The organism is Sorangium sp. So ce394, assembly GCF_051474665.1.
In the GTDB taxonomy this organism is placed as follows: domain Bacteria; phylum Myxococcota_A; class Polyangia; order Polyangiales; family Polyangiaceae; genus Sorangium; species Sorangium cellulosum_D.
Map to the genome: position 1 here is coordinate 4,534,611 of NZ_CP150339.1, position 26,119 is coordinate 4,560,729.

Annotated in this window: 19 protein-coding genes; 9 read left to right on the top strand and 10 right to left on the bottom strand. The window is 72.9% G+C overall.

Annotated elements, in window-relative coordinates; genetic code table 11:
• The first annotated feature begins 81 nt into the window (after positions 1-81).
• The 3 genes from WMF33_RS16795 (at position 82) to WMF33_RS16805 (ending at position 6,426) form a co-directional block, all read left to right on the top strand.
• Positions 82-1,638, top strand: a complete 1,557-nt coding sequence (locus WMF33_RS16795) for a hypothetical protein (RefSeq protein WP_437338078.1) — start codon at positions 82-84, stop codon at positions 1,636-1,638.
• A 276-nt stretch (positions 1,639-1,914) separates the two neighbouring features.
• On the top strand, positions 1,915-3,120 hold the full coding sequence (locus WMF33_RS16800; protein ID WP_437338079.1) for an efflux RND transporter periplasmic adaptor subunit: 1,206 nt from the start codon (positions 1,915-1,917) through the stop codon (positions 3,118-3,120).
• The gene (locus WMF33_RS16805; protein WP_437338080.1) at positions 3,121-6,426 is read left to right on the top strand and encodes an efflux RND transporter permease subunit; all 3,306 of its coding nucleotides are present in this window, start codon (positions 3,121-3,123) and stop codon (positions 6,424-6,426) included.
• 30 nt (positions 6,427-6,456) lie between these two features.
• Here WMF33_RS16805 and WMF33_RS16810 read toward each other — a convergent pair whose 3' ends face one another.
• Positions 6,457-6,849: a DUF423 domain-containing protein gene (locus tag WMF33_RS16810; RefSeq protein ID WP_437338081.1), complete on the bottom strand. Its 393-nt coding sequence runs from the start codon at positions 6,847-6,849 to the stop codon at positions 6,457-6,459.
• 112 nt (positions 6,850-6,961) lie between these two features.
• Here WMF33_RS16810 and WMF33_RS16815 point away from each other — a divergent pair, with 112 nt between their 5' ends.
• Positions 6,962-7,933: a hypothetical protein gene (locus tag WMF33_RS16815; protein ID WP_437338082.1), complete on the top strand. Its 972-nt coding sequence runs from the start codon at positions 6,962-6,964 to the stop codon at positions 7,931-7,933.
• A 100-nt stretch (positions 7,934-8,033) separates the two neighbouring features.
• Here the strand turns inward: WMF33_RS16815 and WMF33_RS16820 are convergent, their stop codons facing one another.
• A complete protein-coding gene (locus tag WMF33_RS16820; RefSeq protein WP_437338083.1) occupies positions 8,034-8,585 on the bottom strand; it encodes a hypothetical protein in 552 nt (183 codons plus the stop codon).
• Positions 8,582-9,868, bottom strand: coding sequence for an EF-P lysine aminoacylase EpmA (gene epmA / locus WMF33_RS16825; RefSeq protein ID WP_437338084.1), 1,287 nt, complete (start codon positions 9,866-9,868; stop codon positions 8,582-8,584). The genes WMF33_RS16820 and epmA overlap by 4 nt, the downstream gene beginning before the upstream one ends.
• Positions 9,869-10,091: 223 nt before the next feature.
• Here epmA and WMF33_RS16830 point away from each other — a divergent pair, with 223 nt between their 5' ends.
• Positions 10,092-12,365, top strand: coding sequence for a hypothetical protein (locus WMF33_RS16830; protein WP_437338085.1), 2,274 nt, complete (start codon positions 10,092-10,094; stop codon positions 12,363-12,365).
• An 87-nt stretch (positions 12,366-12,452) separates the two neighbouring features.
• Here the strand turns inward: WMF33_RS16830 and WMF33_RS16835 are convergent, their stop codons facing one another.
• From WMF33_RS16835 to WMF33_RS16865, 7 genes are all read right to left on the bottom strand, one after another.
• A complete protein-coding gene (locus WMF33_RS16835; RefSeq protein WP_437338086.1) occupies positions 12,453-12,923 on the bottom strand; it encodes a hypothetical protein in 471 nt (156 codons plus the stop codon).
• A 44-nt stretch (positions 12,924-12,967) separates the two neighbouring features.
• Positions 12,968-13,624, bottom strand: a complete 657-nt coding sequence (gene pgsA, locus WMF33_RS16840) for a CDP-diacylglycerol--glycerol-3-phosphate 3-phosphatidyltransferase (RefSeq protein ID WP_061621324.1) — start codon at positions 13,622-13,624, stop codon at positions 12,968-12,970.
• Complete coding sequence (locus WMF33_RS16845) at positions 13,614-15,302, bottom strand: tetratricopeptide repeat protein (RefSeq protein ID WP_437338087.1); 1,689 nt, start codon at positions 15,300-15,302, stop codon at positions 13,614-13,616. Before WMF33_RS16845 ends, pgsA begins: the two co-directional genes overlap by 11 nt.
• A gap of 37 nt (positions 15,303-15,339) precedes the next feature.
• Entirely contained in the window at positions 15,340-16,065 is a 726-nt protein-coding gene (gene hisA / locus WMF33_RS16850) for a 1-(5-phosphoribosyl)-5-[(5-phosphoribosylamino)methylideneamino]imidazole-4-carboxamide isomerase (protein ID WP_061621521.1), read from the bottom strand.
• 89 nt (positions 16,066-16,154) lie between these two features.
• Positions 16,155-17,147, bottom strand: coding sequence for a hypothetical protein (locus WMF33_RS16855; RefSeq protein WP_437338088.1), 993 nt, complete (start codon positions 17,145-17,147; stop codon positions 16,155-16,157).
• A gap of 76 nt (positions 17,148-17,223) precedes the next feature.
• On the bottom strand, positions 17,224-18,897 hold the full coding sequence (locus WMF33_RS16860; RefSeq protein WP_437338089.1) for a protein kinase domain-containing protein: 1,674 nt from the start codon (positions 18,895-18,897) through the stop codon (positions 17,224-17,226).
• A gap of 108 nt (positions 18,898-19,005) precedes the next feature.
• Entirely contained in the window at positions 19,006-20,004 is a 999-nt protein-coding gene (locus tag WMF33_RS16865; RefSeq protein WP_437338090.1) for a formylglycine-generating enzyme family protein, read from the bottom strand.
• Positions 20,005-20,370: 366 nt separating this feature from the next.
• On the opposite strand from WMF33_RS16865, the gene WMF33_RS16870 reads away from it, so the two are divergent.
• The 4 genes from WMF33_RS16870 (at position 20,371) to WMF33_RS16885 (ending at position 25,965) form a co-directional block, all read left to right on the top strand.
• Positions 20,371-22,551 (top strand): response regulator, encoded by a 2,181-nt coding sequence (locus tag WMF33_RS16870; RefSeq protein ID WP_437338091.1) that lies wholly within the window; start codon positions 20,371-20,373, stop codon positions 22,549-22,551.
• Positions 22,552-22,846: 295 nt separating this feature from the next.
• Positions 22,847-24,307 carry an STAS domain-containing protein gene (locus WMF33_RS16875; protein WP_437338092.1) on the top strand — a complete coding sequence of 487 codons (1,461 nt, stop codon included), beginning with the start codon at positions 22,847-22,849 and terminating at the stop codon, positions 24,305-24,307.
• 260 nt (positions 24,308-24,567) lie between these two features.
• Positions 24,568-25,410 (top strand): SIR2 family NAD-dependent protein deacylase, encoded by an 843-nt coding sequence (locus tag WMF33_RS16880; protein WP_061625621.1) that lies wholly within the window; start codon positions 24,568-24,570, stop codon positions 25,408-25,410.
• Positions 25,411-25,422: 12 nt separating this feature from the next.
• Positions 25,423-25,965, top strand: coding sequence for a non-canonical purine NTP pyrophosphatase (locus WMF33_RS16885; RefSeq protein ID WP_437338093.1), 543 nt, complete (start codon positions 25,423-25,425; stop codon positions 25,963-25,965).
• The last annotated feature ends 154 nt before the right edge of the window (positions 25,966-26,119 follow it).

Below are 26,119 nucleotides of genomic sequence, written 5' to 3' on the forward strand. Positions count from 1 at the left end.
TCGCCTCCTCCGCTACAGCGTTGAGCGGCGGCCCGCGGATTCAAAGGAACCTCGCGCCCGCGCCGTTTATATACTCGAGGGATGCGTTCACCCAACCATGGCACTCATGTTCGCGCCCTCGTGCTGCTCTCGATCGCCGCCCTCGGCGCCGCGGCCTGCTCGCCCAAGGTGAGGAATTACGGCGACGGGAGCGGCGGTGTCGGCGAGGGGGGCGGCGGCGGCAGCGCTGGCGGAGGTGAGCCGGCCGCGGGCGGCGGCGGCAGCGGCGGAGACGGCGGCGGCGGCGGGGAGGGGGGCGCCGCGGCGGCGCCGGGGCGGCTTCGATGGGCGATCCAGATCGGCGAGAACGGCTTCGACTCGGCCGCGAGCGTCGCCGTGGACCCCGAGGGGAACCCGATCGTCATCGGGCGGTTCTCCGGCGCGATCGATCTCGGCGGCGGCCCCATCGTCGCGCAGGACGGCTCCGCGGCGTTCCTCGCGAAGTTCGATGGCGACGGCAAGCACCTCTGGAGCAGGTCGTTCGGCTTGAGCCTCCCCGGCGGCCAGCACGTCGCGCACGGCCCCGGCGGCGGGCTCTTCGTGGGCGGGAGCTATTTCAACAACCTCGATTTCGGCGGCGGCCCGCTGCCCCAGAACAACGGCGGGCTCGGGCTCGCGAGGTTCGACGGCGGCACCGGCAACCACGTCTGGAGCAAGGGGTTCGGCGATCAGTACGTGAAAGAGCTCGAGTACGTCGCCGTCGACGGGCAGGGGGCGGTCCTCATCTCCGGAACCCTCGGCGGAACGGCCGATTTCGGCGGCGGGCCGGTCGGCGACGCCATCAGCGGCAATGCGGTCTATGTCGCGAAGCTGGACGCGGACGGCAATCACGCCTTCACGCTCTACATCGATGATGGCAGGGCGTCGCTCGCGGCGGGCGGGCTGGCCGTGGACGGGGAGGGCAACGTCGCGATCGCCGGCACGTTCGATCAGAGCTTCAACCTCGACCCGATGAGCGCGCCGCCCCTCGTCTCCAAGGGGGGACGCGATATCTTCTTTGCCAAGGTCGGCCCGAAGGGCGGGCTGCTCTGGCAGAAGGCGTTCGGCAACAGCCTTTACGACGCGGCCTCTCAAGTGGCCTTCGACGCCGCGGGGAACGTGTTCCTGGCCGGGATGTTCCAGGGGAGCGTCGATTTCGGCGGCGGGCCGCTCGTCGCGCTCGGCACGAAGCCGAACTTCTTCGTCGCCAAGTTCGATCCGGCGGGAAATCACCTGTACAGCCGTGGATTCGGCGACTCCGAGCTGCAGGAGGTCGCGTCGATCGCGGTGGCTCCGGACGGCAGCGCGGTCGTCACGGGGACCTTCCTCGGGAGCATCGATTTCGACGGCACCGTGCTCGAGAGCCAGGGCACGAAAGAGGACCGCAATGGGTATCTCGGCGGGGGAGACATCTTCATCGCGAAGCTCGGGCTCGACGGCGAGCACCTCTTCAGCCGTCAGATCGGCGATCCCGACATGCAGATGGCGGGGGGCGTGGCCCTCGGCCCCAAGGGCGAGGTGTTCGCCGTCGGAGCGTTCCGCGGCACCGTGGATTTCGGCGGCGGCCCCGTGACCACGCGCGGCGAGACCGACGGCTACCTGATGAAGCTCGACCCCTGAGCGACGCACGGCGCGGGGGCCGCCGCTCGGCCGGAGCCCGCGCCCGGCTCCGAGCGCCGAGGCGCGGGCCGCCCGCGCTCCGGCGATCGCGGCCCCGGCGTGCCTGAGCGCACGTTGCGCCCCAACGCTGATGCGTCAATATCCGTTCGCTGCACGCGCTCGGGGGGGCGTTCCTGGTCATCTGAGGCCGCCGACATGTGGATTGCCCATCCAGCGCTCTGCCAACCCACCAACCAACCCTCCAACTCGGTCAGCTGTTCCCGCAGTCAGCTCAGGGTGTTCTGGACGTCCTGGGCCGCGCTCCTGGTGGTGCTTCTGCAGTGCGCTGCGTGCGACAAGAAGGCAGCGCCCCAGCCTGAAGGCGCGAAGGGGGCGAAGACCGCGCCGAGCGCCAAGGAGGTGACGCTCGCCCCGGTGACAGAGCTGGTCGTTGAACAAACCATCGACATCTCCGGGACGCTGGACGCCGATGAGCAGGTGACCGTCGGGGCCAAGGTGCCAGGCCGCCTCGCGTCGATCGCGGTCGATCTGGCGAGCCCGGTCACGAAAGATCAGGTCATCGCCCAGCTGGAGACGAGGGATTACGAGCTGCGCATCGAGCAGGCCGCGGCCGCGCTGGCGCAGAGCCGCGCTCAGCTCGGCTTGCCTCAGGACGGGCCCGATGACGAGCTCGACATCGAGGGCGTCGCGATCGTGAGGGAGGCCCTCGCGACGTTCAAGGAGGCGCAGGCCAACCAGGTGCGCGCGCGCAGCCTCGCCAAGGAAGGGTTGATGTCGGGCATGGACCTCGACGCGGCCGAGGCGGCGGCGGTCCGCGCGGAGACGGCCGTGCAGTCGGCGCGCGAGGAGGTGCGGATCCGGAAGGCGGCGGTGCGCCAGCGGCGCTCGGAGCTGCGCATGGCGCGGCAGCAGCTCGCGGACGCGGCGGTGCGGTCGCCGATCGATGGCGTCGTCCAGGTGCGGCGGGCGAGCGTGGGCCAGTTCCTCGCCGCGGGGGCGCCGATCGCGGACATCGTCCGCGTCGACCCGCTGCGGCTGCGCGTGGCCATCCCGGAGACCGAGGCGGCCGGCGTGCGCGCCGGGCAGCAGGTGCGCGTCACCGTCCCGGGGGACAGCGCCGTCTACGCGGGGACGGTCGCGCGCCTCGCACCCGCGATCGACCCGCAGAGCCGGACGCTGCTCGTGGAGAGCGACATCAAGAACCCCGGCCACCTGCGGCCGGGCAGCCTGGTCACCGCGCAGATCGTCGTGACCTCGAAGCCGGCGCCGTCGGTGCCCGCGACCGCCATCGTCCGGTTCGCCGGCCTCGCGAAGGTGATCACGATCGAGGACGGCAAGGCGAAGGAGAAGCAGGTCGTCACCGGGAAGACCGCGGGGGATCGCGTCGAGATCGTCTCCGGCATCGCGGTGGGCGAGTCGGTCGTCGCCCGCCCCGGCTCGCTCCAGCAGGGGCAGCCGGTGCACGTGGTGGAGGGGAGCTAGATGCAAGCGCTCGCCAGGATCTGCATCCAGCGGCCCGTGTTCGCCGCGATGCTGGGGCTCGCCCTCATCGTCGTCGGCGCCGTGGCGTACTTCCGGCTGGGCGTGGATCGCTTCCCCGCCGTGGACCTGCCGACGGTCTCGGTCCGCACCACGCTCCCGGGCGGCGCGCCCGAGGACGTCGAGGCGGAGATCACCGAGGAGATCGAGGAGGCGGTCAACACGGTCGAGGGGATCGCCGAGCTCCGCTCGATCTCGACGAGCGGCAGCTCCGTCGTCATCGCCACCTTCAACCTCGACCGGGACGTCGACTCGGCGGCGCAGGACGTGCGCGATCGCGTGCAGGCGGCGCTGCGCCGCCTGCCGGTGGGCACCGATCCGCCCGTCATCGCGAAGCAGGACAACGACTCGACCCCCGTGATGACGATCGCGCTCTCCGCCGATCGCTCGATCCGGGAGCTCACCGAGATCGCCGACAAGCTCGTGCGCGTGCAGCTCGAGCGCTCCTCGGGCGTCGGCGAGGTGCGCGTCGTCGGCGGGCAGGAGCGCGCGATCAAGATCTGGCTCTCCGCCGATCGGCTCGCCGCCTACGGCCTCCCGATCACCGCAGTCCGCGAGGCGATCGTCCAACAGAACGCGAACATCCCCGCCGGCAACGTCACCGGCAAGGAAGAGGAGCGGACGCTGCGCACCATGGGTCGCCTCGAGCACGCGGGCGACTTCAACAACCTGGTCGTCGGGCAGGTCGACGGGAGGCCCATCCGGGTGCGCGACATCGGCCGCGCCGAGGACGGCACCTACGAGCAGCGGTCGCTCGCGCGCCTCGACGGGAGGCCCACCGTCGTCCTCGACGTCGTGCGGCAGTCGGGCGCGAACACGGTCGCGGTGATCGAGGCCGTGAAGGCGAACGTGGCGAAGCTCTCCGACCAGCTCCCCTCGGACGTGAAGCTCGAGGTGATCCGCGACCAGTCGGGCTACATCTACACCGCGCTGCACGAGATCAACGTGCACCTCGTCCTCGGCAGCTTCCTGGCGTGCGCGGTCGTGCTCCTGTTCATGAGGTCGTGGCGATCCACGATCATCGCGGGGGTCGCCATCCCGACGTCGGTCGTCGCGACGTTCGGGATGATGTGGGCGCTCGACTTCACGCTGAACAGCGTGACGATGCTGGCGCTCGTCCTGATGGTGGGCATCGTCATCGACGACGCCATCGTCGTCCTCGAGAACATCTTCCGCTTCGTCGAGGAGAAGAAGATGGACTCCTTCGAGGCGGCCAGGGCCGCCACGCAGGAGATCGGGTTGGCCGTGCTCGCGACGACGCTGTCGCTCGTCGTCATCTTCGTCCCCGTGTCGTTCATGTCGTCGATCTCGGGGCGGTTTCTGTTCCAGTTCGGGATCACGGCCACCGTCGCGATCCTCGTGAGCCTGCTCGTCAGCTTCTCGCTGACCCCGATGATGAGCGCGCGCCTGCTCCGCAAGGAGGCGAGCCGCGCTCACGCGTCGGGCGAGGCGGGCGGCGGGGGCGAGGCGGTGACGCGCACGGGCTTCTACGGGCGGCTCGAGGCGAAGTACATGGGCGCCCTCGCGTTCGCGATGCGGCACCGCGCGCTCGTCGCCACCTTCGCCGTCCTCGTGACGGCCTCGGCGGTGCCGCTCTACGGGCTCGTGAAGCAGGAGTACATCCCCTCCGGCGCGGACGACGCGGAGTTCGAGATCCGCGTCACGGGCCCGCTCAGCGCCAGCATCGGCGCGATGGACGACGTGATGCGGCGGATCAGCGACGACGTGCGCTCGGTGCGCGGGGTGCGCAGCGTGCTCGCCACGGCGGGCGGCGGCTTCGTGGGCGGCGTCAGCTCGGGCGAGGCGTTCGTCCGGATCGCCCCGCACGACGAGCGCACCTTCTCCCTGACGCGGCTGTTCCGGGAGACGTTCTCCGGCAACCCCCTCCGCGCGTTCAAGGACAACTACGCGCAGAGCGAGGTGATGCAGGAGGTGCGGCGCAAGCTGCGCAAGTACACCGATCTCCGGATCTCGGTCCGCAACGTGCCGTCGTTCAACATCGGCGGCGGGAACTTCGAGATCGACTTCGCGATCCAGGGGCCGGACATCGAGGCGCTCGAGCGCTACGCGAACGAGCTCCGGGAGCGGTCCGCGCAGCTCGGCGGCATCGTCGACGCGGACGTGACGCTGAAGATCGACCGGCCCGAGCTGCGGGTGATCATCGATCGCGAGCGCGCCGCGGCGCTCGGCGTCCGGACGCAGGACATCGCGAGCGCGCTGCGCCTGATGGTGGGAGGCGATCAGGAGGTCTCGCGCTTCCGCGACGAGGAGGCCAACGAGAACTACGACGTGCAGCTCCGGCTCGTCGAGGAGGATCGCGATCAGCTGGCGGCCGTCCGCCGGCTCTACGTGCCGCGGACGGCGCGGCCGCAGGCGGGCAGCGCTGGCGCCGCGACGGCGCCCGCGTCGGGCGCGCCGCTGCTCCGGGGCGACCTGGTGCGCCTCGACAACCTGGTGCGCATCGAGGAGGCGAAGAGCCCGTCGCGCATCGATCGGCTCGATCGCCAGCGGGTCTCGAGCTTGCGGGCCGGCGTGGCGCCCGGCTACGCGCTGGCCGACCGGCTCGAGGCGCTGCGCGGCGCGGCGCGGGAGATGGACATGCCGTCGGCGTACACGACCAGCGTGCGCGGCCGCGGCGCGGAGCTGGAGCGCACGTTCGGCGAGTTTATCTGGGCGTTCCTCCTGTCGATCGTGCTCATGTACATGATCCTGGCGTCGCAGTTCGAGAGCCTCGTGCACCCGGTCACGATCCTGCTCTCGCTGCCGCTGTCGGTGCCGTTCGCGCTCTTGAGCCTGTGGGCGACCGGGAACACGCTGAACCTCTACTCGGCGCTCGGCTTCCTCGTGCTGTTCGGCGTCGTGAAGAAGAACTCGATCCTCCAGGTCGATCACATGAACAAGCTCCGCGCCGAGGGCATGCCGCGGGCGGAGGCGATCCTCCACGCGAACCGCGATCGGCTGCGGCCGATCCTGATGACCACGCTGGCCCTGGTCGCGGGCATGCTCCCGCTCTGGCTGGGCACGGGGCCTGGGGCCGAGGAGCGCCACACGATCGCGGTGGTGGTCATCGGCGGCCAGTCGTTGAGCCTGCTCCTCACGCTGATCGTCACGCCGGTCTCGTACTCGCTGCTCGACGATCTCGCGCACAGCGAGCGCTGGGGGCGCGCCCGGGCGCGCGTCGGCGCCTTCGGCGAGCGGACGTCCGCGCGGATCGGGCGGCTCTTCGCGCGCGCGCGCAGGTCGACGTAGGCCGGGCGGGGTGGTCGGCCCGGGGGCGCCTCAGCCCTTCGCGAGCCCGAGCGCGGCCACGATCACCGCGCCCCAGCCGGCGAGGAAGAACAGCCCGCCGAGCGGCGTGACCGCGCCGAGGACGCGGACGCCGGTCAAGGTCATCACGTAGAGGCTGCCGGAGAAGAGGAGCACGCCGGCCGCGAAGCAGAAGCCGGCGACCGTCGCCGCTGTCCCGCCGGTGCGCGCGGCGAGGTGGGCGGCGAGCGCGAGCGCGAGCGCGTGGACGAGGTGGTAGAGCGAGCCCGTCTGCCACCACGAGGCGCGCAACGCGCCGTCCGGCAGCCTGTCGAACATCGCCTTGAGGCCGTGGGCGCCGAAGGCGCCGAGCGCCACCCCGAGGAAGCCGTAGACACCGGAGAGCAGGAAGAAGAGCCGTTCCATCGGGCGCGGAGCTTAGCCCATGGCTGGAGCGCGTCACGAGGCGCGCGCGGGTTCGACGCAACTGCGGCGCGCTCGCGTCGATGGTCGAGGTGCAGGAGGACGGCGCGTCGACATGGGCAAGCGACACCGCAGGCAGCGATCGGGGACCAGGACGCCGCGCGACGAGCAGGACGACGTCGATCTGATCCTCCGCCACGTATCGCGGCAGTTCCCGCGCGACGTGGCGCGCGCCCTGCTCGGCACGGCCGAGCCCATCGAGCCGCTCGGCTGGGTGGACACGCAGGTCACCGGTCGCCAGCGGCGGCTCGATCGGGCGCTCTCCGTCAGGGTCGGCGGCGAGCAGCGGCTGCTCCACACCGAGTGGACGCTGGCGATGACCGACGAGATGCCCTTCCGCGTGTTCGAGTACAACTGCTTGACGGCGCTGGCGATGGCGGACGAGGCGCGGGCGAGCAAGGGGGCGCCGGCTCCGCGGCTTTCGCCCATCGACAGCGTGGTGGTGGTGCTCTCCGGCCGGGAAGAGCCCTGGCCATCCCACGGCGCTTACAGGACCTCGGCGCCAGGCGAGCCGTTCTCCGGGGTGCAGTTTCGCATCGAGCCGGTCTATCAGCGGACCGTGGCGGAGCTGGCGGCGCGGGAGAGCCCGTTCTGGCTGATCTTCGCGCCGCTGGCGGCGGACGCGGACGGCCGGAAGCTGACGCACGTAATCGAGGCGATCCGAGCCCGATCCGGCGAGCGTGACTTCGCGGAGCTCGGCGCAGCGATGATGGCGCTCGCCGAGGCGGACAGGCGTGAACGGGGTCTTGCGGATGTGGTAAAGTCGTTGCTGCCGCGGGAGATCGTCATGCAGAACTCGATTTACAGGGAAGGCAAGGCGGCCGGGCTCAAGGAAGGGCTGGAGAAGGGCGTGGCGCTGCTGGCACACCAGGTCGAGCGGCGGCTGGGGCGCCCGCTCACGGCGGAAGAGCGAGGCCGCCTCTACGGGCGGCTGCACGCCGACGGCCCGGAGAAGGTCGGCGATGTGGTGCTGGACCTCTCCGTGGACGACCTGTCGATCTGGCTCGCCGCGCCGGCCGACTCCTGACGATCCGGTTGGCCGGCGCCGCGCGCCCGGCCAGCGCGCCGACGCCGCGCGCCCGGCCAGCACGCCTCGCGCCGACGATGCGCGAGTCGCGCCAGGCGCGTCAACCGCCCGGCGCCGGCCGCCGCGGGAAGATCGTCCCCCGGATCTCGGCCATCGACGCGCCGGACATCGCCGCGAGGCGGCCGAGGACGACGCGGTTCAGCCGGCCGTCCGGCGGCGCCTTGACCGCGATCACGAACGCGGCGTCGACCGGCGCACCGGCGTGCCTCGCCGCCCGCTCCGCGAGCGCCGCCGCCTCGCCCTCGGAGAGCTCCTGCCGCCGCGCCACGCGGATCTTCACGTAGAGCGCCGCCCGCATCAGCGCGTGGTAGCCGTGCATCCACGCCATCCAGCGCTCCTCCGCGCCCCCGGCGAGGGCCCGCGAGAGCGCGTCGTGGCGCCGATCGATCTCGTCGAGCGGGAGGTTGTCGAGCTCGTTCAGCGCGCCGGGGAACTCCCCCGCGAGCGCGCGGAACACCTCCTTGCCCGGGATCGGCTCGCCGGCCGCCCGCGCGCGCCGCAGCTCCGCGAGCGTGCGGTACTTGCGGGCGAGCTGCGCCAGGATGTCCGGCGAGAGGCGCGCGCCGTCCTCGGGGACCGCCCCGGAGGTCACAGCCAGCCGTGGGGGAACGCGAGGACGTCGCCGATCGACGCGGCGCCGAGGCACAGCGCGACGAGGCGATCGACCCCGAGCGCGTTGCCCGCCGCCGGCGGCATCCCCTCCTCGAGCGCGCCGAGGAAGCGCTCGTCGATCGGGTAGACCGGCTTGCCCCGGGCCGCCCGCGCCGCCTGATCGGCGAGGAGCCGCGCGCGCTGCTCGACCGGGTCGGTCAGCTCGCCGAAGCCGTTGCAGAGCTCGACCCCCGCGACATAGAGCTCGAACCGCTCGCACACCCGGGGATCGCCCGGCTTGAGCCGCGCGAGCGACGCGAACGGCGCGGGGAAATCGACCAGGAACACCGGGTGGGGCAGCGCCGCGATCGCCGGCTCCACCGCGTCCACCAGCAGGCGAAAGAACCGCTCCTCGTCGCTCGACGCGAGCGCGATCGCGTCGTCCGCGGGCACGCCGGCCCAGCGCGCGAACGCGTCGCCGACCGAGATGCGCGGGAACGGCGGCGTGAGCCGCACCGCCCTGCCGGACACCGAGATCGCGCCGTCCGCGCCGAGCGCGCCCGCGACGCGCTGCACGATCGCCTCCGTGTCGGACATCACCTCGTCCACACCGGAGAAGGCGCGGTACCATTCGAGCATCGTGAACTCCGGGTTATGCCTGTCCCCGAGCTCCCCGCGCCGGAAGCAGCGCGCGAGCTGGAAGCAGCGCGGGACGCCGCCCGAGAGCAGCCGCTTCATCTGGTACTCCGGGCTCGTGATCAGGAACGTCGGCCGCGCCGCCTCCACCGCGAACGCGTCGAGGTGCAGGTCGAGCCCGGGGGAGGGGACCATGCTCGGCGTCTCCACCTCGAGGAACCCGCGCTCGGCGAACAGCGCTCGCACCGCCGCGAGCGCCGCCGCGCGCCGCGCGAGCGCGAGGCCGAGGCCACGGTGGATCGCCCGCTCGGTCTCGCTCGACGGCGGCGCCGCGGCCCCCGAGCGCCCCCGCGGCGGCCTCCGCGGCGCGATCCGCTCGACGAGCCGCGCCGAGGCGAGCGCGCCGCCGGCCGGCGCCCCCTCGACCACCGCGAGATCGCCGATCTCGACCGGCGGCGCGGGCGCGCCCTCCAGCGCGACGCGCAGCGCGCCGAAGGCGTCGCCGAGGACGACCGCGCCCTCCGCGACGTCGAGCACGCGACCGCCGACGCGCACCCTTCCGGGCAGCGTCGCACCGGCGGAGGCGATGTCGCTCGGCGCGAGCGTCGCCGGGGCCCCAGTCGAGACGTCGGTGTGGAGGAGAGTCACAGGATCCTGCGCCGGGTGTGCCGGAGACATATCACGCAAGTCGACCAAAGACGTCAGGCAAGAAGCCAACGGACGCTACAACTCGTTATTTTTCCGGGAGAGCACCGCGCCTCTCCTCCTTGATGAGCCAACGTAACTCGATACGTTGGTCGCGCTCGTCGGTCCGGCCATGCCGCGCCTCGCGCGAGCGCCGCTCGCAGAAACCCAGCCGGAGAGGAGAATCATGGGACGACAGCTGCTCTTGCTTCCGTTGACCGCGCTCGCAACGTTGACCTTCGCGGGGGCCGCTGCCGCGTCCGAGTGGCACACTGTACCGCCGAGCTCGGTGTCGACCGACCCGTCCCTGCGCGTCGCCGGCGGCGCGCGCAGCGCGGCGGAGGCGTACCTGAAGCGCGCCGTTTCGGAGCTCCGGCTCCAGGGGGTCTCGCTGCGTTATGAGCGCGAGCTCCAGGACGGCGATCACCGCACCGTCCGGTTCGCGCAGCTCCACGCAGGGCTCCCCGTGCTCGGCGGCGCCGCGGCGGTCCACGTCGCCCCCGGGGGCCGCGTGGAGCTCGTGGTGCTCGACGTGGCGCGCGACCTGTCCGTCCCGGCGGCGCCGAAATACCGAGAGGAGGCGGCGCGGAGCGCGGTCGAGGCGACCTACGGGATGAGCCTGCCAGAGCGGCCGAGCGCGGCGCTCGCGGTGTTCCCCGAGGCGGAGACGGGCGGCAAGCTCGTCTGGGTCGTCGACGTCCGGTCGGAGCTCGGCGGCGAACGCTTCCTCGTGGACGCGCACGCCGGCAAGATCGTCCACCGGCGATCGCTCGCCGTCCACGCGCGCGGGCGCGTCTACCCGATCAGCTCCGCGGTCACGCCGCGGCTCGAGGATCGCGAGCTCGTCGACCTCGACGCGGGCGACCCGCAGACCTTGAGCGGCTGGGGCGGCAACCTCAGGGTGGTGAACTACGTGGATGGCGACCTCATGAGCGGCGTCCCGCTCACCCTCGAGCAGCGCGTCGGCCCGAACGCGGGCGAGGACTTCCTCTACGACCCGCCGAGGAGCGCGGACGACGCGCGCGACGAGTTCGCGCAGGTCGGCGTCTATTACCACCTCACCCGGATGCGGGATTACTTCACGACGGCCCATCAGCTCGACATGGCGTCGCCGAGCTGGAAGCTCGTCGCGATCGCCAACATGCTGGAGTCGGGCCGGCCGATGGACAACGCGTTCTTCTCGCCGATGGGCTCGGAGGCGCCCTTCAGCGCGCCGAACCTCATCGCCATCGGCCAGGGCTCGTTCTTCGACTTCTCGGACGACTCCGACGTGTTCCTCCACGAGTTCACCCATTACGTCACCGCCAACGCGGTCGGCTACAGCGAGGGCCAGTTCGCGGTGAGCGAGTACGGGCTCTCCCCGTGGGCCGGCAGCATCGACGAGGGCCTCGCGGACTACTTCGCGTGCACCGTGAACGGCGACTCGACGCTCGGCGAGGCGTCGCTCGAGCCCTTCGGCGCGCAGCGCGAGCTCTCGGAGGACGTCAAGGTGTGCCCCGACGATCTGGTCGGCGAGGTGCACGACGACGGCGAGCTGATCGGGAGCCTCGCGTGGTCGTTGCACGAGAAATTCGGGGCCGAGCTGGGCGACAAGCTGGTCTGGAGCGCGCTGACGCTGCTGACCCGCAACGCCTCGCTCGGCGACTTCGCCAAGGCGCTGACGAGGGCGACCGACAAGCTGGTGGGCTCCGGCGAGCTCACGGCGGCGGACGCGGACACCGTCGCGGCGCTGCTCAAGAGCCGCGGCCTGGACGACTGCGAGGAGGTGCTCGACCTGAGCGGGGGCAAGTCGCGCAGGACGCACATGTTCGGCATCGACTCGCTGGTCTACGGGACCGGGGCGTCGTGCGTGGAGTGGCGCAGGCAGCTCAGCCTCCAGAGCCTCTTCCACTTCAAGAGCACGCCGGACCGGACCGCGAAGGGCATCCGGTTCACCGTGGAGCTCGAGCCCCGCGGCGGCACCGATCTCGACTGGAGCATCTACGTGAGGAGCGGCCGGCACGTCGGCTTCGCGATGGGCGACGTGATGCCGGAGGCCAGGAACTACGACTACAGCGTCGAGGGGATCACGGACACGTACGGGGAGATCGTCATCGACGAGACGTCCGATCCGCCGTTCGATCCCACGCAGACGTACTACATGGTGATCGGTCACGCGAACTGCCCGTCCACCGCCGTGTCGGTGGACAGCGCCGATCTCGGGGTCGAGCCGCCGCCGGTCGATCCCGTGGACCCGGTCGAGCCGGAGCCCGGCTCGACGGGCGGCGCGACGCCGGAGCCGACCGATCCGGCCGAGGAGACGCCCGCGGAGCCGCCCGCTGCGGGGTGCGCGTGCCGCGCCGCCGCGCCGAGCGCGCCGGTCGCACCGTGGACGGCGCTCGCCGGGATCGCGCTCGCCGCAGCGGCGGCGCTCAGGCGCGGCGCGCGCCGGAATCAGCTGGCACGGAGGGAGCCGCGCTGAAGCCGCGCGGGCCAGGATGGCCGGCGAGGCGCCGACGCTCGTGCGCCTCGCTGCGGTCGCCGTGACGCGGCGTCCGCGTCCGCTGCGCTAACGTCCGCCGGCTCCGCCGGCGCCCCCGGCGCCCCCGGCGCCGCCGCTGCCGCCCGTGCCCGCCCCGCCGGCGCCGCCGCTGCCGCCCGTGCCCGCTCCGCCGTTGCCGCCGCCGCCATCGCCGGCGGCGGCGCCGTCACCGCCGCTGCCGCCCGTACCAGCACCCCCCGTACCGCTCGCGGTGGTCGTGGTGGTCGTGGTGGTCGCGGTGCTCGTCACCGGATTCTGCGTCGGATCGCAGACCTGCGTCACCACGCCGGGCCTGCAGCAGCGGTGTTGTAGCTGCTGCTGGCCGATGCCCCTGCACTCGAGGCCACTCGCGCAGTCCTCGTTGCCGTTCGCGATCTCGCAGGGCTCGCCCTCTTGCTGCTGGCTGCAGCTCGCGGCGGAGGCGACGAACGCCGCGGCGAGCGCGGCCAGGAGGAGCGCGGGGCGCAAGGCGTTGCGCGACGTCTTCAGGGCTTTCACGCGCGCTGGTCTAGCAGAACCCGGCGGGCTTGCCTATTGCCCATCTACGGCGGAGGAGCGGCCCGGTTCTTCGCGTCGATCGCGTCGATGAACAGGCCCATGTATTGCGCGGCGCTCGTGATCGAGAAGACGAGCGATAGATAGATGAGCAGCCGGCCCACGTGCACCACGTCGACCTCGCCGAAGTCGACGCCGAGGTGGATGTGGTACGGGTAGCCGAGGATCAGGCAGACGATGCCGATCATCTGCAGCGCCGTCTTGATCTTCCCGCCGTCGCCCGCCGCGATGACGAGCCCCTCGGTCGACGCGATCGAGCGGAGCGCCGTGATCGTGATCTCGCGCGAGATGAGCAGCACCACCGCCCACGCCGGGATCCGGCCCATCGGGACGAGCCACACCAGCGTGCCGGCGACGATGAGCTTGTCGGCCAGCGGATCGAGGAACTTGCCGAGCACGCTCACGAGGCCCTGCCGGCGCGCCAGGTAGCCGTCGAGCATGTCCGTGATCGCCGCGAGCGAGTAGACGCACGCGGCCCAGAAGCAGTCCCGCGGCGCGCCCCTCGAGAGCAGCAGGAGGACGGCGGGGATCATGAGGATCCGCGCGAACGTGAGCAGGTTCGGGAGGTTCTTCGCGTCCTCCCAGAGCGTCCTCCGCCGCTGCGCCTTGATGCCCCGCAGGGACGTTTCCGCGCTAGCGACCATCGACGAGAACCATCCCCTCTCCACCGAACGTCACGAAGCCCTGCAGCCCTCCGGGCGCCTCGGTCGCGGGCAGCGTGCGCGGCAGGAGCCGGCCCATCCACCCGAGCACCGCGGTCGCGCGCATCGACGTCGGCCGCGACGGGGCGATCTCCAGCGCCGCGGCGCGCTCGGGCACCGAGAGCACCATGTGGCCGCGGCCGCGCAGCTGCACCATCGCGACCGCCTCGCCGTCGCCGGCCGGAAGGCGGCCGTTCTCGTAGCCGATCGGCAGCTCGAAGCCGACGAGCACGTCCTCGCGCAGGAAGATCGGCTCCTCACCGAGCGTCACGGCGTGCAGCCGCCGCCCCTCCAGCGCGCCGAGCACGAGCTCGCAGCGCGCGCCGATCTCGACGAACGGCGTGCTCGGCCCGCCGAGCGGCTCGTCGAAGACGCGGCCGCGCGCCTGCCGCTTCAGCACGTGCGTGGCCGTCCCGGGGAGCGTGCTCATCGTGCGGAGCGCGTCGAGCCGCGCCACGAAGCCCTTCGCGGCCTGCACGAGGACGACGCCGCTCGCGTGCCGCGCCACCGCGACGTCGCGCGGGAAGACGAGCAGCCGCTCGCGCGCCACCGAGAGCAGCGCCTCCGGCGGCTGCACCGCGAGCGGCGTCGTGGCCGGCGGCGGCGTGCCCGGCGCCGCCGTGGGGGGCGGCAGCGACGACGACGACGCCCGCGCGGCCGCCTTCCTGCCCGCGAGCGCCGCGTCGCCGGCGGCGGAGACCGGGACCGTGAAGCGGCCCGTCATCGACGGCTCCTCCGGCGCCATCGAGCCGCGCCGCACCGCCGGCGCCGCGCCCCCGCCGGGCGGCGCCTGGACCGCCGCCATCGACGGGACCGTCGGCGCCGCGCCGCCCCTCGGCGCGGGCGATCGGTTCGGCCCGGCCGCGCCGCCCGCGCGGCCGTCCGCCCCGAGGCTCCGGAGCGACGGCGGGGCCGGGATCGTCGGCATCGTCTCGCGGCCAGGCTCGATCGCCGACCAGGTCCCGGACGGGATGCGCGGCAGATCCGAGTCGTGCCGGAAGCCCGCGCCGGCGCGGTCGAGCGCCTGCACCGCCTCGCCCGCGGCGCGCTGCACCTCGGCCCTCGCCTCCGCCTTGGCCTCGAGCGGCGGCTGGTCCTCGGTGTCGGGCGGCTCGGCCGGGTACCTGCCCGTGGAGCCGCCCGTCATGTCGAGCAGGCGGCGCGCCATCGCGTCATGGCCGCCCGCCGCGAACGCGTGGCTCGCGCGCTCGTAGTCGCCCATGCGCTGGAACGCGAGCCCGAGGTAGCCCCAGGCGCGCTGGTGCTTCGGGTTCTGCTCGAGCGCCTTCTCGAGCTCGGACCGCGCCTGCGCGGGCTGCCCGGTCTTGAGGTACGAGAGCGCGAGGTTGATGCGCGGCTCGACCGCCTCCGGGTGGGCCTGGATCAGCCGCTCGTAGATCGCGATCGCGCGCGGATAGAGCCCCAGCCTGAAGTAGACGATCCCGAGGAGGTCCTGCCCTTTGGGATCGCTCGGCTGGAGCGAGAGGGCGCGCTCCAGCTCCGCCTTCGCGGCGTGGACCCGGTTGTCCTGCAGGAGCTCGCTGCCCCGGTGCAGGTGGAACAGGAACTCCTCCGCTGCGACTTCGCGGGTGGAAGGCCGGGGGTCGTCGCGCTCGGGCATCGTCGGCTGGAGCGTACACGAAAACGCACACGCGCCGTCAGGCGCTCGCCGCCTCGATCGCCTCGGCGAGCGTGAAGGCCCCCTCGTAGAGCGCGCGGCCGACGATGACGCCGCTCACGCCGGGGATCTGCGCGAGCGCGCGCAGGTGAGAGAGCGAGCCGACTCCGCCGGAGGCGAGCACGGGGAAGCCGCACGAGCCGGCGAGCTCACGGGTGGCCTCCAGGTTGGGGCCGACCTGCGTCCCGTCGCGGGAGACGTCGGTGTAGAGGAGCGCGGCGATGGGGGCGCCGGCGAGCGCGCGGGCGACGTCGAGCGCCGTGACCGAGGAGACCTGCTCCCAGCCCTGCACGGCCACGCGCCCGTCCTTCGCGTCGACGGCGACCACGACGCGCCCCGGGAAGCGGACGGCGAGGTCGCGCACGAGCGCGGGGTCGTTCACCGCGGCGGTCCCGAGCACGATGCGATCGGCGCCGAGCGCGAGGTAGCTCTCGGCCGCGGCGGCGGAGCGGATGCCGCCGCCCACCTGAACGCTGCCCCCGTCCACGCCGAACGCCGCGACGACGGCGCGGACCGCGTCGGCCTGCACGGGCCGGCCGGCCCGGGCCCCCTCCAGATCGACCACGTGCAGCCGATCGCAGGAGCGGCGGAGGCGGGCGGCGAGCGCCGCCGGGTCCTGGTCGTAGACGGTGACCTGATCGTAGCGCCCTTGATGGAGGCGCACGGCCTGGCCTCCGAGGAGATCGATGGCGGGGATGAGCTGCACGCGGCGGGTCTAGCGCGCCTCCGCGCCGGCGGGTAGGGGCGGCGAGGGCGCGCGCGCTCGTCCGCGCGGGCGCCGCGCCGCCCGCCGCGTCACCACGCCCCGCTCGCCCCCAGCACCACGCCCTCGGGCCCCGCCGCGAGCACCCCGGCGCGGATCCGCCTTGACGTCGCGCCGGCGGTCGCCTCGCTCTGCGTCGGCTCGGTCAGGTAGAGCACCGCCGCCGCCCCGAGCCCGACCAGCCCCACGCCGAAGCCGATCGTGCTCACGAGCCCCGTGGCGCTCGCGCTCTCGGCGGCGTCGAGCCCGGTCTGGTCGCAGGCCGTCTCGTCGCTCGAGCCGATCCCGCTGCCGCAGTGCTTCTCGACGACGCTCTTCCGGCCCAGGGTGAGCGCGCCCGTGATCCCGCCGAGCACGAGCCCCGCCACGCCGACGCCGCCGGCCACGTACACGGCGGTCCGCCGGCCCGACGCGCCGCCCGCGGGGGCCGCCCCGGCGCCGTTCACCTGCAGCTCGACCCGCTTCTTCTCGCCCTGGGCGAGCTGGATCCGCGTCTCCCAGACCGACCCTCCCGGCGCCTGGGTCGACACGACGTGCTCCCCCGGCTCCACCGGGACGCTCGCGCCGAGCGCGGCGCTGTCCACGACGTCGCCGTCGCGCTTCACCACCGTCCCCGTCGGGGCGCCGGGCGGGAGGGCGAGCGAGAGCTCCGGCACGAGCGGGGCCAGCTTGTCGCGCTCCTGCCTGGCCACCTTCGGCCGGTCCCCTTGCCGGCTCTTCTGCTCCGGCGGCAGCTGCTCGTACTGCGCCAGGTACTCGCCGAAGTGCGCGGACGCGGCGGCGATGCGGCCCCACCGCGACTCGCAGGTCGCGAGCGTGAAGAGCGCCCCCAGCTTGGGCTCGAGCCGATGGCTCTCGGCGATCGCCTTGCAGCCCGCCTCGTACCGGCCCGCCTCCATGTCGGCGAGGCCTCGGTTGAAGAGGGTCTCCGCGGCCGCGCTGTCCTGCGCCGCGGCGGGCGCCGCGGCGGCGAGCGGGCAGAGGGCGAGGGCGAGAGCGGCAATCCGGCGCAGGCAACGTGTCATGGTCTGGCGCATCCACAGGGCGAGAGGTCGGACGGCGTGGGCGATGAGGGAGCCGGCATCGCGGCGGACATGGATCTCAATCCCGTCCGAGCAAGGGGACCTTGGGGCGCGTCGAGGTGCCCTTTCGCTCGCTCGGGGCCGGCCTCGGCGGCGCCTTCGGGGGAGCGCTCGCCGGCCTGCGCGCGGCCGGGCCCGCGCTGGCGCTCGGCGCGGACGCCGCGGCGTCGGGCTGCGCCGCCGAGGGGTCGGCCGCCGCGGCCGAGGGCCCGGCCGACGCCGAGGGGTCGGCCGCCACGGCCGAGGGCTCCGTCGACGCCGAGGGCCCGGCGGTCGGCGCCGCGCTCGGCGCGGGGGTGACGGCGGCGCCCGACGCGCCGGCGTCCTGCGCGGCGGCCTCCGGCGACGCGGCCACGTCCGGCTCGGCCCCGGTGCGCATCAGGAGCCAGCTCCCCGCGACGACCAGCACGCCGAGCCCGAGGACGGCCGCCGCCGCGACGAACGGCGCCCGGCCGGGCTTCGCAGGCGCGATCGGCCCTGCGGGGACGGAGGTCATCGAGGTCTCCATCATGGTCGCCGCGAGCGGCACGCCCGGCGCGCGGGCCGGGTGCTCCGGGCCGAGCGGGGCGACGCTCGTCATCGCGGGCGTCATCAGCACGGGCGCGGTCATCCCGGGCGCCGGCATCCCGGGCGCCGGCATCCCGGGCGCGGTCGTCCCCGGCGCCGTCATCCCGGGCGCCGGCGTGGCGAGCGCCGGCATCCCGGGCGCGGTCGTCCCGGGCGACGGCGTGCCGAGCGCCGGCGTGGGGGCGCTCGCCAGGGACCAGGACGGAGCGCTCGGGTGGGGCACGGGTCCGCTGCTGGCCGCGGCCAAGCCGAGCACCTCGGAGAGCGCCTGCGCCGCCTCGCTCGCGGTGCGGAACCGCGCCGCCGGATCGACGGCCGCGACCTTGGCGAACCACGCGTCGAAGCCCGGCGGCAGCACCACCCGATGCGCCATCGCGCGCTGCACCGGCGGCTCCTTCGGCCCGTGGACGACCACCAGCGCGAACGCGATCACGTCGCCGGCGCTGAGCGCCTCCGGGCTCCAGTACGGCGTCCCGACGAGCAGCGTGTACGCGATCAGCCCGAGCGCGTAGATGTCGACGGCGCTCGTGAGCTTCGTGTCGACGCGGAACTGCTCGGGCGCCATGTAGATGGGCGTCCCGAGGCTCCGCGTGAGACCGGCCGCGGTGCCGCCCTCGGCGAGCAGCTTCGCCACGCCGAAATCGAGGATCTTCATGCGGGGCGTGCCGTCGTCCCGGTGGGTCACGAACAGGTTCTCGGGCTTCAGATCCCGGTGGATGATCGCCGCGGCGTGGGTCCGGTCGAGGGCCGACGCCGTCTGCTGGAGGTACGTCGCGACCTCGCCGGGCGGCAGCCGACCGAGGCGCTTGAGGCGCTGGCCGAGCTCCTCGCCGCGGAGCAGCTCCATCACCAGGAACGGCATCCCCGTCGCGTCGTCGATGCCCGCGTCGAAGACGTCGACGATGTACTCGCTCTCGATGTCCGCCGTGATCTGCGCCTCGCGCTTGAAGCGGCTGCGCATCTCCTCGCTCTGGAAGAGGTACGCGTGCATCACCTTCAGCGCCCGGCGGCGGTTGGTCTCGAGGTGCACCGCCTCGTAGACGGACCCCATCGCGCCGACGGCGAGGAGGCGCACCACGCGATAGCGGTGCGCAAAGACCGTTCCGTCCGCGAGCGTGGCCGACACGGCGGGAGGGTCGCGCGCGGCGGCGGTCGCGTCAAGGATTCAGGGAGCGGCGCTGGGCGCAGCGCGCGCGCCGCGCAGCCCGGCGCTCGCGATGGCGGAGCGGGCCCATCACGGCGCGCGCGCGCACCGAAACCCGGTGCCCGCGAACTCCCCGCCGGGGCTGCGCTCCTCGAAGGCCGAGGTGAGCAACGTCTCCTCCTCGCTGCGCCAGCCCCCGCCCCAGATCATGTGGTTCGCGTCGGGGGTGAGGACGGTGCAGTCCTCGCACTCGAGCGGGATCTCCTCCGCGAACGAATCCAGCACCCACTCCCACACGTTTCCGCCCAGGTCCGCATGCCCCCACCGCCCGTCCCCGCGCGGCGACCTCGACCCGCCCGGCTGGAGGTCCGCGATCTCGCACGACCCGTCGAGGCCGCAGCCGTACACCGCGTAGCTCTCGTCGGGCTCCGCGGCGCTGTCCGCGCTCGACCAGGGGTACTGCCGCTGCTCGTCCCCGCCGGCCGCCGCGTAGCGCCGCTCCGCCGCCGTGGGCAGTCGGCCGCCGTCCCAGGCGCAGAACGCGAACGCCACGAACCAGCTCACGCAGGTCACCGGCAGGAGCTCGCGGTCGCCGACCTCGTCGGTCCACGAGTAATAAGGATCTTCGCAGTGCGTCCACGCCATCAACGCGTCTCGGTCGACTGGCATCTTGTCGTCCCATTCGGCGCGCCACCCGCTGTCCGGGATCTTCGGGTGCGCTCCCGCGCCCACGACCGGCCACGCCGCCGGGTACTCCGAGACGAACGCCCGGAACCTCCCCACCGTGACCTCGAATCGATCCAGCCGGAAGTCGCTCACCGTCGCCAGGCGCGGCTCGGCGTCGCCGCGATCGAACGTGCCTCCGGGCACCACCAGGCTCGCGCAGCAGCTCTCGTCCCCGCGCGGCCCGCAGATCGCGTCCATGTCGGCGCAGCTCCTCGGGACGCTGCCGCCGCCGCCCGAGGCCCCGCCGCCTCCTCCTCCGTCCGCGAGGTGGTACGGCTCGTCCACGCCCACGATCGCCGTGCAGCCCCCCATCGCGAGGCATGACGCCGTCCACATCGCCACCGCCGACCTGCTCATCTCCATCGTCTCTCTCCCTACGGCAATCGCGCCGTCGGCACCGCTGGGCCCGCGTGGCGTGAGCGGCTGACCCCGGCGGCCGGGTGTTGGACCTTACCGCACCTCCGCGCGCGGCGAGGCGAGGCGCGCCGGACCCGAACGGCGTGGCGGAGGTCCGACGGCTGCTGGTAAGCTCCGGCGCAGGCTCGATCTCCACGTGGTCCGGAGCGGCGAGCGGGCGTGAGGCAGGAGGAGCATGGGGGAGCGGAGGAGCGCACGCGCGACGCGCTCGTCTTGCCCCTGTGACTGCGGATTGCGGGCAAGGCGGGGATGCACATCACACAGTCGACTGCGCGCGGACACGAAGCCCTCGCCGAACGGCGGGCCGAGCCCATGGACGTGAACGGACCGGAGGGCGCTCGACCGGAGACCCTCCTGATCGTCGACGACGCGCCCGCCAACCTGGCTGTCATCCTCGCTCACCTGGAGGACCAGGGCTTCGAGATCGCGATCGCCCAGGATGGCGAGGAGGCCTTGGAGCGGGCGGAGCTCTTGCGGCCCGATCTGATCCTGCTCGACGTCGTGCTGGTGCCCGGGATCGACGGCTTCGAGACGTGCCGGCGCCTGAAGGCGTCCGCGAGCACCCGGGAGATCCCGGTGATCTTCATGACCGCCCTGGCGGACACCGCCGACAAGGTCGCGGGGTTCGAGGCCGGCGGGGTCGATTACGTCACCAAGCCGTTCCAGCTCGACGAGGTCGTCGCGCGCGTCAGGACGCACCTGGCCATGCACGCGATGCGCCGGAAGATCGCGGCGCAGAACGCGCAATTGCAGCGGGAGATCGCGATGCGCGAGCAGTTCGAGTCCGCGCTGCGGCTCGCCCACGGCGCCCTGGAGCAGCGCGTCGCCGAGCGCACGGTCGAGCTCGCTGCGGCGAACGCCACGCTCCGCGAGGAGAGCGCCGAGCGCAAGCGGGCCCTCGCGGCCCTGGGCGAGAGTCAGCACCTCCTCCGGGCCGTCATCGACAACTCGACGGCCGTCATCTACGTCAAGGACGCGGCGGGGCGATACGTGCTCATCAATCGCCACTTCGAGAGGCTCTTTCATGTGACCGAGGCGTCGGTCCTCGGCAGGACCGATGACGAGCTGTTCCCGCCCGCGCAGGCCAGCGCGTTCCGCGCCCACGACCGGCGGGTGCTCGACGCCCGGACGCCGCTCCAGGCCGAGGAGCTCGTGATGCAGGACGACGGCCTGCACACCTACATCTCCATCAAGTGCCCGCTGCGCGACGCGGCCGACGAGCCGTGGGCCGTCTGCGGCATCTCGACCGACATCACCGAGCGCAAGCGGGCGGAGGAGGAGCGAGAGGCGCTCCTCGCCCGCGAGCAGGCCGCGCGCGAGAAGGCCGAGGCCGCCGACCGCCTGAAGGACGAGTTCCTCGCCACGCTCAGCCACGAGCTGCGCACGCCGCTCACCTCCATCGTCGGCTGGGCGCAGCTGCTCTGCACGGGCACGCTGGACGCGGGCACGATGCGGCGCGCCTTCGAGGCCATCGAGCGCAACAGCCTGGCCGAGCTGCAGATCGTCGAGGATCTGCTCGACGTCTCCGCCATCGTGAGCGGCAAGATGACCCTGAAGGCGCAGCCGGTCTGCCTGGCCTCGGTCCTCCGCGCCGCGCTCGACGCGCTGACGCTGGCCGCCGACGCCAAGGGCGTCAGCGTCTCCCTGTCGCTGAATCCGGAGGTCGGCGAGGTCTGGGGAGACGGCGGTCGCCTGCAGCAGGTCGTCTGGAACCTGCTCGGCAACGCCGTCAAGTTCACGCCGCCTGGCGGGCGCGTCGCCGTGTCGCTGGACAAGGTCGGCGCCACGGCCCAGATCCGCGTCAGCGACACGGGCGAGGGGATCAGCGCGGAGTTTTTGCCCCTCGTCTTCGAGCGTTTTCGCCAGGCCGACAGCTCGATCCAGCGCCGGCGCGGCGGGCTCGGCCTCGGCCTCTCCATCGTGCGGCACCTCGTCGAGCTGCACGGCGGCGCGGTCCGCGCCGAGAGCGGCGGTCCGGGCCAGGGCGCGACGTTCACCGTCGAGCTGCCGCTCCTGCCGTCGGTCGAGGTGCCCGCTGCCCCGCGCGCCATGCTCGCGCCCCGGGGCAGCGGCGCGGCCCCCCCGCCGGTCCTCGCCGGGCTGCGCGTCCTCGTGATCGACGACGCGCCGGACATGCGGGAGCTGATGGCGCACCTCCTCTCGGGGGCGGGCGCCGAGGTCCGCGTCGCCGGGTTGGCGCTGGAGGGCTTCGAGCTCGTCGAGCCGTGGCGGCCGGACGTCATCGTGAGCGACATCGGCCTGCCCGGCGAGGACGGCCACGCGCTGATCCGCCGCGTCCGGGCGCTGCCGGCCGAGCGCGGCGGCGCGACGCCCGCGATCGCGCTCACCGCGCATGCCGGCCAGAGCGCGCGCGATCGGACGCTCTCCGCGGGATACCAGATGCACATCCCCAAGCCGGTCGATCCCGCCGCGCTCGTCGAGGTGATCGCCCGCCTGGCCCACCCCGGCGGGCCCGATCTCTCCCGCACGTAGCGCGTGGCCTCGGCGCCGAGGCGTCGCCGACCGGATCAGCGCATGGGCTCGCGAGGTGAGCGCGTGTCCTCCGATGGGCCCCAATGGGCGAGCCTGGCGCAGATCGCGGGGTGTCGTGGCCTCCGAGATCGGCTTCTCTAGCCCTTCCTGGCGCTTTCGTGCAAGATGAGGCCCCTTACACGAGTCCGCGAAAGCCGCTCCGCGCTCGCTGCGACCGGGCGTCTCCTCGGGGCTTTGCGGGCGGAGACTCCTGAGCTGCTCTCGGCTTCGAGGCGAGCGGAAGGGCGATCGATCGATGCAAGACGACCTGAGCCGGGAGACCGAGGAGAAGCCCGTCACTGTCAAGAGCGTCGGGACCACCCATACCCTCGAGCTGAACCTGGGGCGTTTCCGGTGGGAGTGCGACCGGGGGATGCTGTTCACCCACGGTCTGCCGTCGGTGCTCTTCTGGCTCAACCCGTCGCTCTATCGCATGCTGGAGCCGCTCGTCCACGAGGTCGGCGTCCCGCTCTTCCGCCTCATGGTGGCTCAGCACTCGAGCCTGGGCACGGCCGAGGACTACGACACGATGGTCACCGCGCTGGGCAAGACCTTCGAGGAGGGGTTCCTCGCCTGGGGGAGCGCGGTGGGCATGGGCGGGTGGGGCCGGTTCGAGCTCCCTGTGTTCGACAAGGAGTCTCGGCGCGCCGTGGTGGTCGTGCGGAATCCCTGGGAGCTCGAGATGCAGCGCGGCTCGACGGTGCGCTGGGGTTGCCCGTTCCTCCAGGGGAAGATCATCGGAATCCTCTCTCTCGCCCTCGGGGTCAACTGCTGGGCGGATGAGCTCCTGAGCGCGCCGGACGAGGCCGAGGCCTCCGTCGAGTTCCGCGTCTATCCTTCGGACAGGACGCTCGACGCGGAGATGACGCGGCTGCGCCTCGCGCACCACGAGGAGGCGAAGCGGAAGCTCGAGGAGCGGACGCTGGAGCTCCGGCAGAGCGAGGCGCAGCAGCGGGCGATCCTCGCCTCGCTCAGCGAGGTCGTCTTCACGCTCGACGAGGGGGGCCGGCTCACGAGCTATCATGTGCCGAAGGAGATGAGCGCCTTCCACGAGGCGCCCGAGCGCGCGATCGGCCGGCACGTGCGCGACGCGATGCCGCAGCGGATCGCCGCCGTGCTCCTCGGCGCGATCGCGGATCTCGCTCTGGATGGGGCGCCGCGCGCGGTGAGCTACGCCCGGGAGCAGGGGGGAGAGGAGCGGTTCTTCAGCGCCAAGCTCTCGATCCTGCGGGATCCTGTCTCGGGCCGCGGCGGGGTGACCGTGGTCGAGCGCGACGTGACCGACCGCGTGCGCGCCGAACAGGCGCTCACGGAGCGGCTCAACGTGATCGAGCGGCAGCAGGAGATGATCCAGGTCCTGTCCACGCCGATCATCCAGGTGTGGGACGGGGTGCTGGCGCTGCCGCTCGTCGGCGTGATCGACAGCCGCCGAGCGGCGTCGATCACCGAGAGCCTGCTGCGGGAGATCGTGAGCACGCAGGCGCGCGTGGCGATCCTCGATCTGACGGGCGTCGACGTCGTGGACTCGGCGATCGCCGATCACTTCCTGCGCATCGTGCGCGCGGTCGAGTTGCTGGGCACGACGTGCCTGATCTCGGGGATCCGGCCCGCGGTGGCGCAGACGATGACGCAGCTCGGGACCGGGATCGAGAAGGCGCGGACGTTCGGCACCATGCGGGCCGCGCTGATGTCCGTGACGCGCCGGCGGAGGGCCTGAGCGGAGCTCGGGAGGCGTGGTCGGGCGGCGGCGGGCCTCTTGCGCTCGTGACGCGCCGCATTCCTCCGGTCCGTCCGCGCGCCGCGCGGCGACCGAGCGAGCGCCTCGTTCGTGCCGCCGAGCGCCGGCGGCGCTCCTGCCCTGTCCGCCGTGGCCGAGATGCGCCGCGAGCGAGCGGCCCGGACGGGATCGCGAAGCGCCCTGGCCGAGCCAGGGCTGGTTGCGCGAGGTCGGCGGGCGGATACCATCGCTCGCCGACGATGGCTGTTCTGACGCTCGAGCAAGCGGCGGTCCCGCTCCGGCAGGCGTACCGGGAAGGGCGCCTCATCCCTTTTCTCGGCGCAGGCTTCTCCGCCCCGCTCCAGCTGCCGATGTGGAGGGAACTGATGGGGTGGATGGGCCAGGCGCTCGGCTTCGAGCCTGCGCTCTTCGAGCTGCACGGCCTGCCCCCTCAGCTCGCCGGCTTCTTCGCCCGGGAGTGCGACGGCGGCCTCGACAGCTTCATCGCCGAGATGCGCGCGCGCTTCCACGCGCGCGAGGTCAACGAGCGCCGCAGGAGCTCGTGCCAGCACAAGGCGCTGGCGCGCCGTCATTTCCGGACCATCTACACGACAAACTTCGAGCATCACATCGAGGAGGCGCTCCGCGACGCGGGCAAGGAGGCCGTGGCGCTCTCCACGTTCGACGACTTCGCGCGTTGCCCGGCCCAGGGGGCGTGCCATGTCATCAAGTTTCATGGCGACCTCAACTGGCCCGAGACCGTGGTGCTGACCGAGGCCCAGTATTTCGGCCGCCTCCGGCTCGAGGCCGCGCCCGATCAGCGCCTGCGGGCCGATCTGCTCAGCAACACCTTTCTCTTCCTCGGCTACAGCTTCAGCGACGTGGACATCCGTTACATCTGGTATCGCATGGAGCAGATGCGCCTCGAGGGCAGCTCGCCCGGCGCGAAGCGCGCGTTGAACCGCCGCGGCTACTGGGCGACCTTCGGCGCCGGGCTCGTCCAGCCGGCGCTGCTCGAGGACTGGCACATCGACGTGATCGAGCTCGACCCGAACGACAAGACGAAGAGCGTGGTGGACCTGCTCGACGCGCTGGATGGATGAGGGCCGACGATCATGGTCTATTTCGTCTCCTCGAACGAGGACAAGCTCGAGGACATGATCCACGCGTGGAAGGACGGCCCGACGCCGCTCCGGGTCCTCAGGCTCGACGTGCCCGAGGTGCTCTCCTCGGATCTCGACGTCGTCGTGCGGGAGAAGGCGCTCGCCGCCTTCCGGCTGGCGCTCGTGCCGCTCTTCGTGGAGCACGGCGGGCTGTTCATCGAGCACCTGAACGGCTTTCCGGGGCCGCTCGTGAAGCCGTTCTGGGAGCGGCTTCAAGACCGGATATGCTCCATCATCCCCCCGGGCATGTCGCGCGCCGCGCGGGTCGTCCAGAAGGTGTGTTACTGCGACGGCCGGACGCTCCGCATCTACACGGGCAGCGTCCTCGGGGAGATCGCCTGTGAGCGGCGGGGCGACGAGGGGATCCACTGGGAGCCGATGTTCATCCCGGCCGGGCACGCGCGGACGCTCGGGCAGATGCACCGCGACGAGCGCCTCCGCTGCTCGGCGCGCACCGAGGCCCTGCGGGCGTTCCGGAGCGACATCGGCCTGTGATCGGCGCCGCGCGGCGCGGCCCGCGCACCCCGGGGCGACGCGCGGCGCCCGATGGCGCTTGACTTTCGGATCGCCCTGGAGTTCCTAACCGTCCACGACCGCGGCAAAGGGGCAAGCGCCTGGAGTCCGGCGTCCGCTCCCTGCGTCGGAGGTT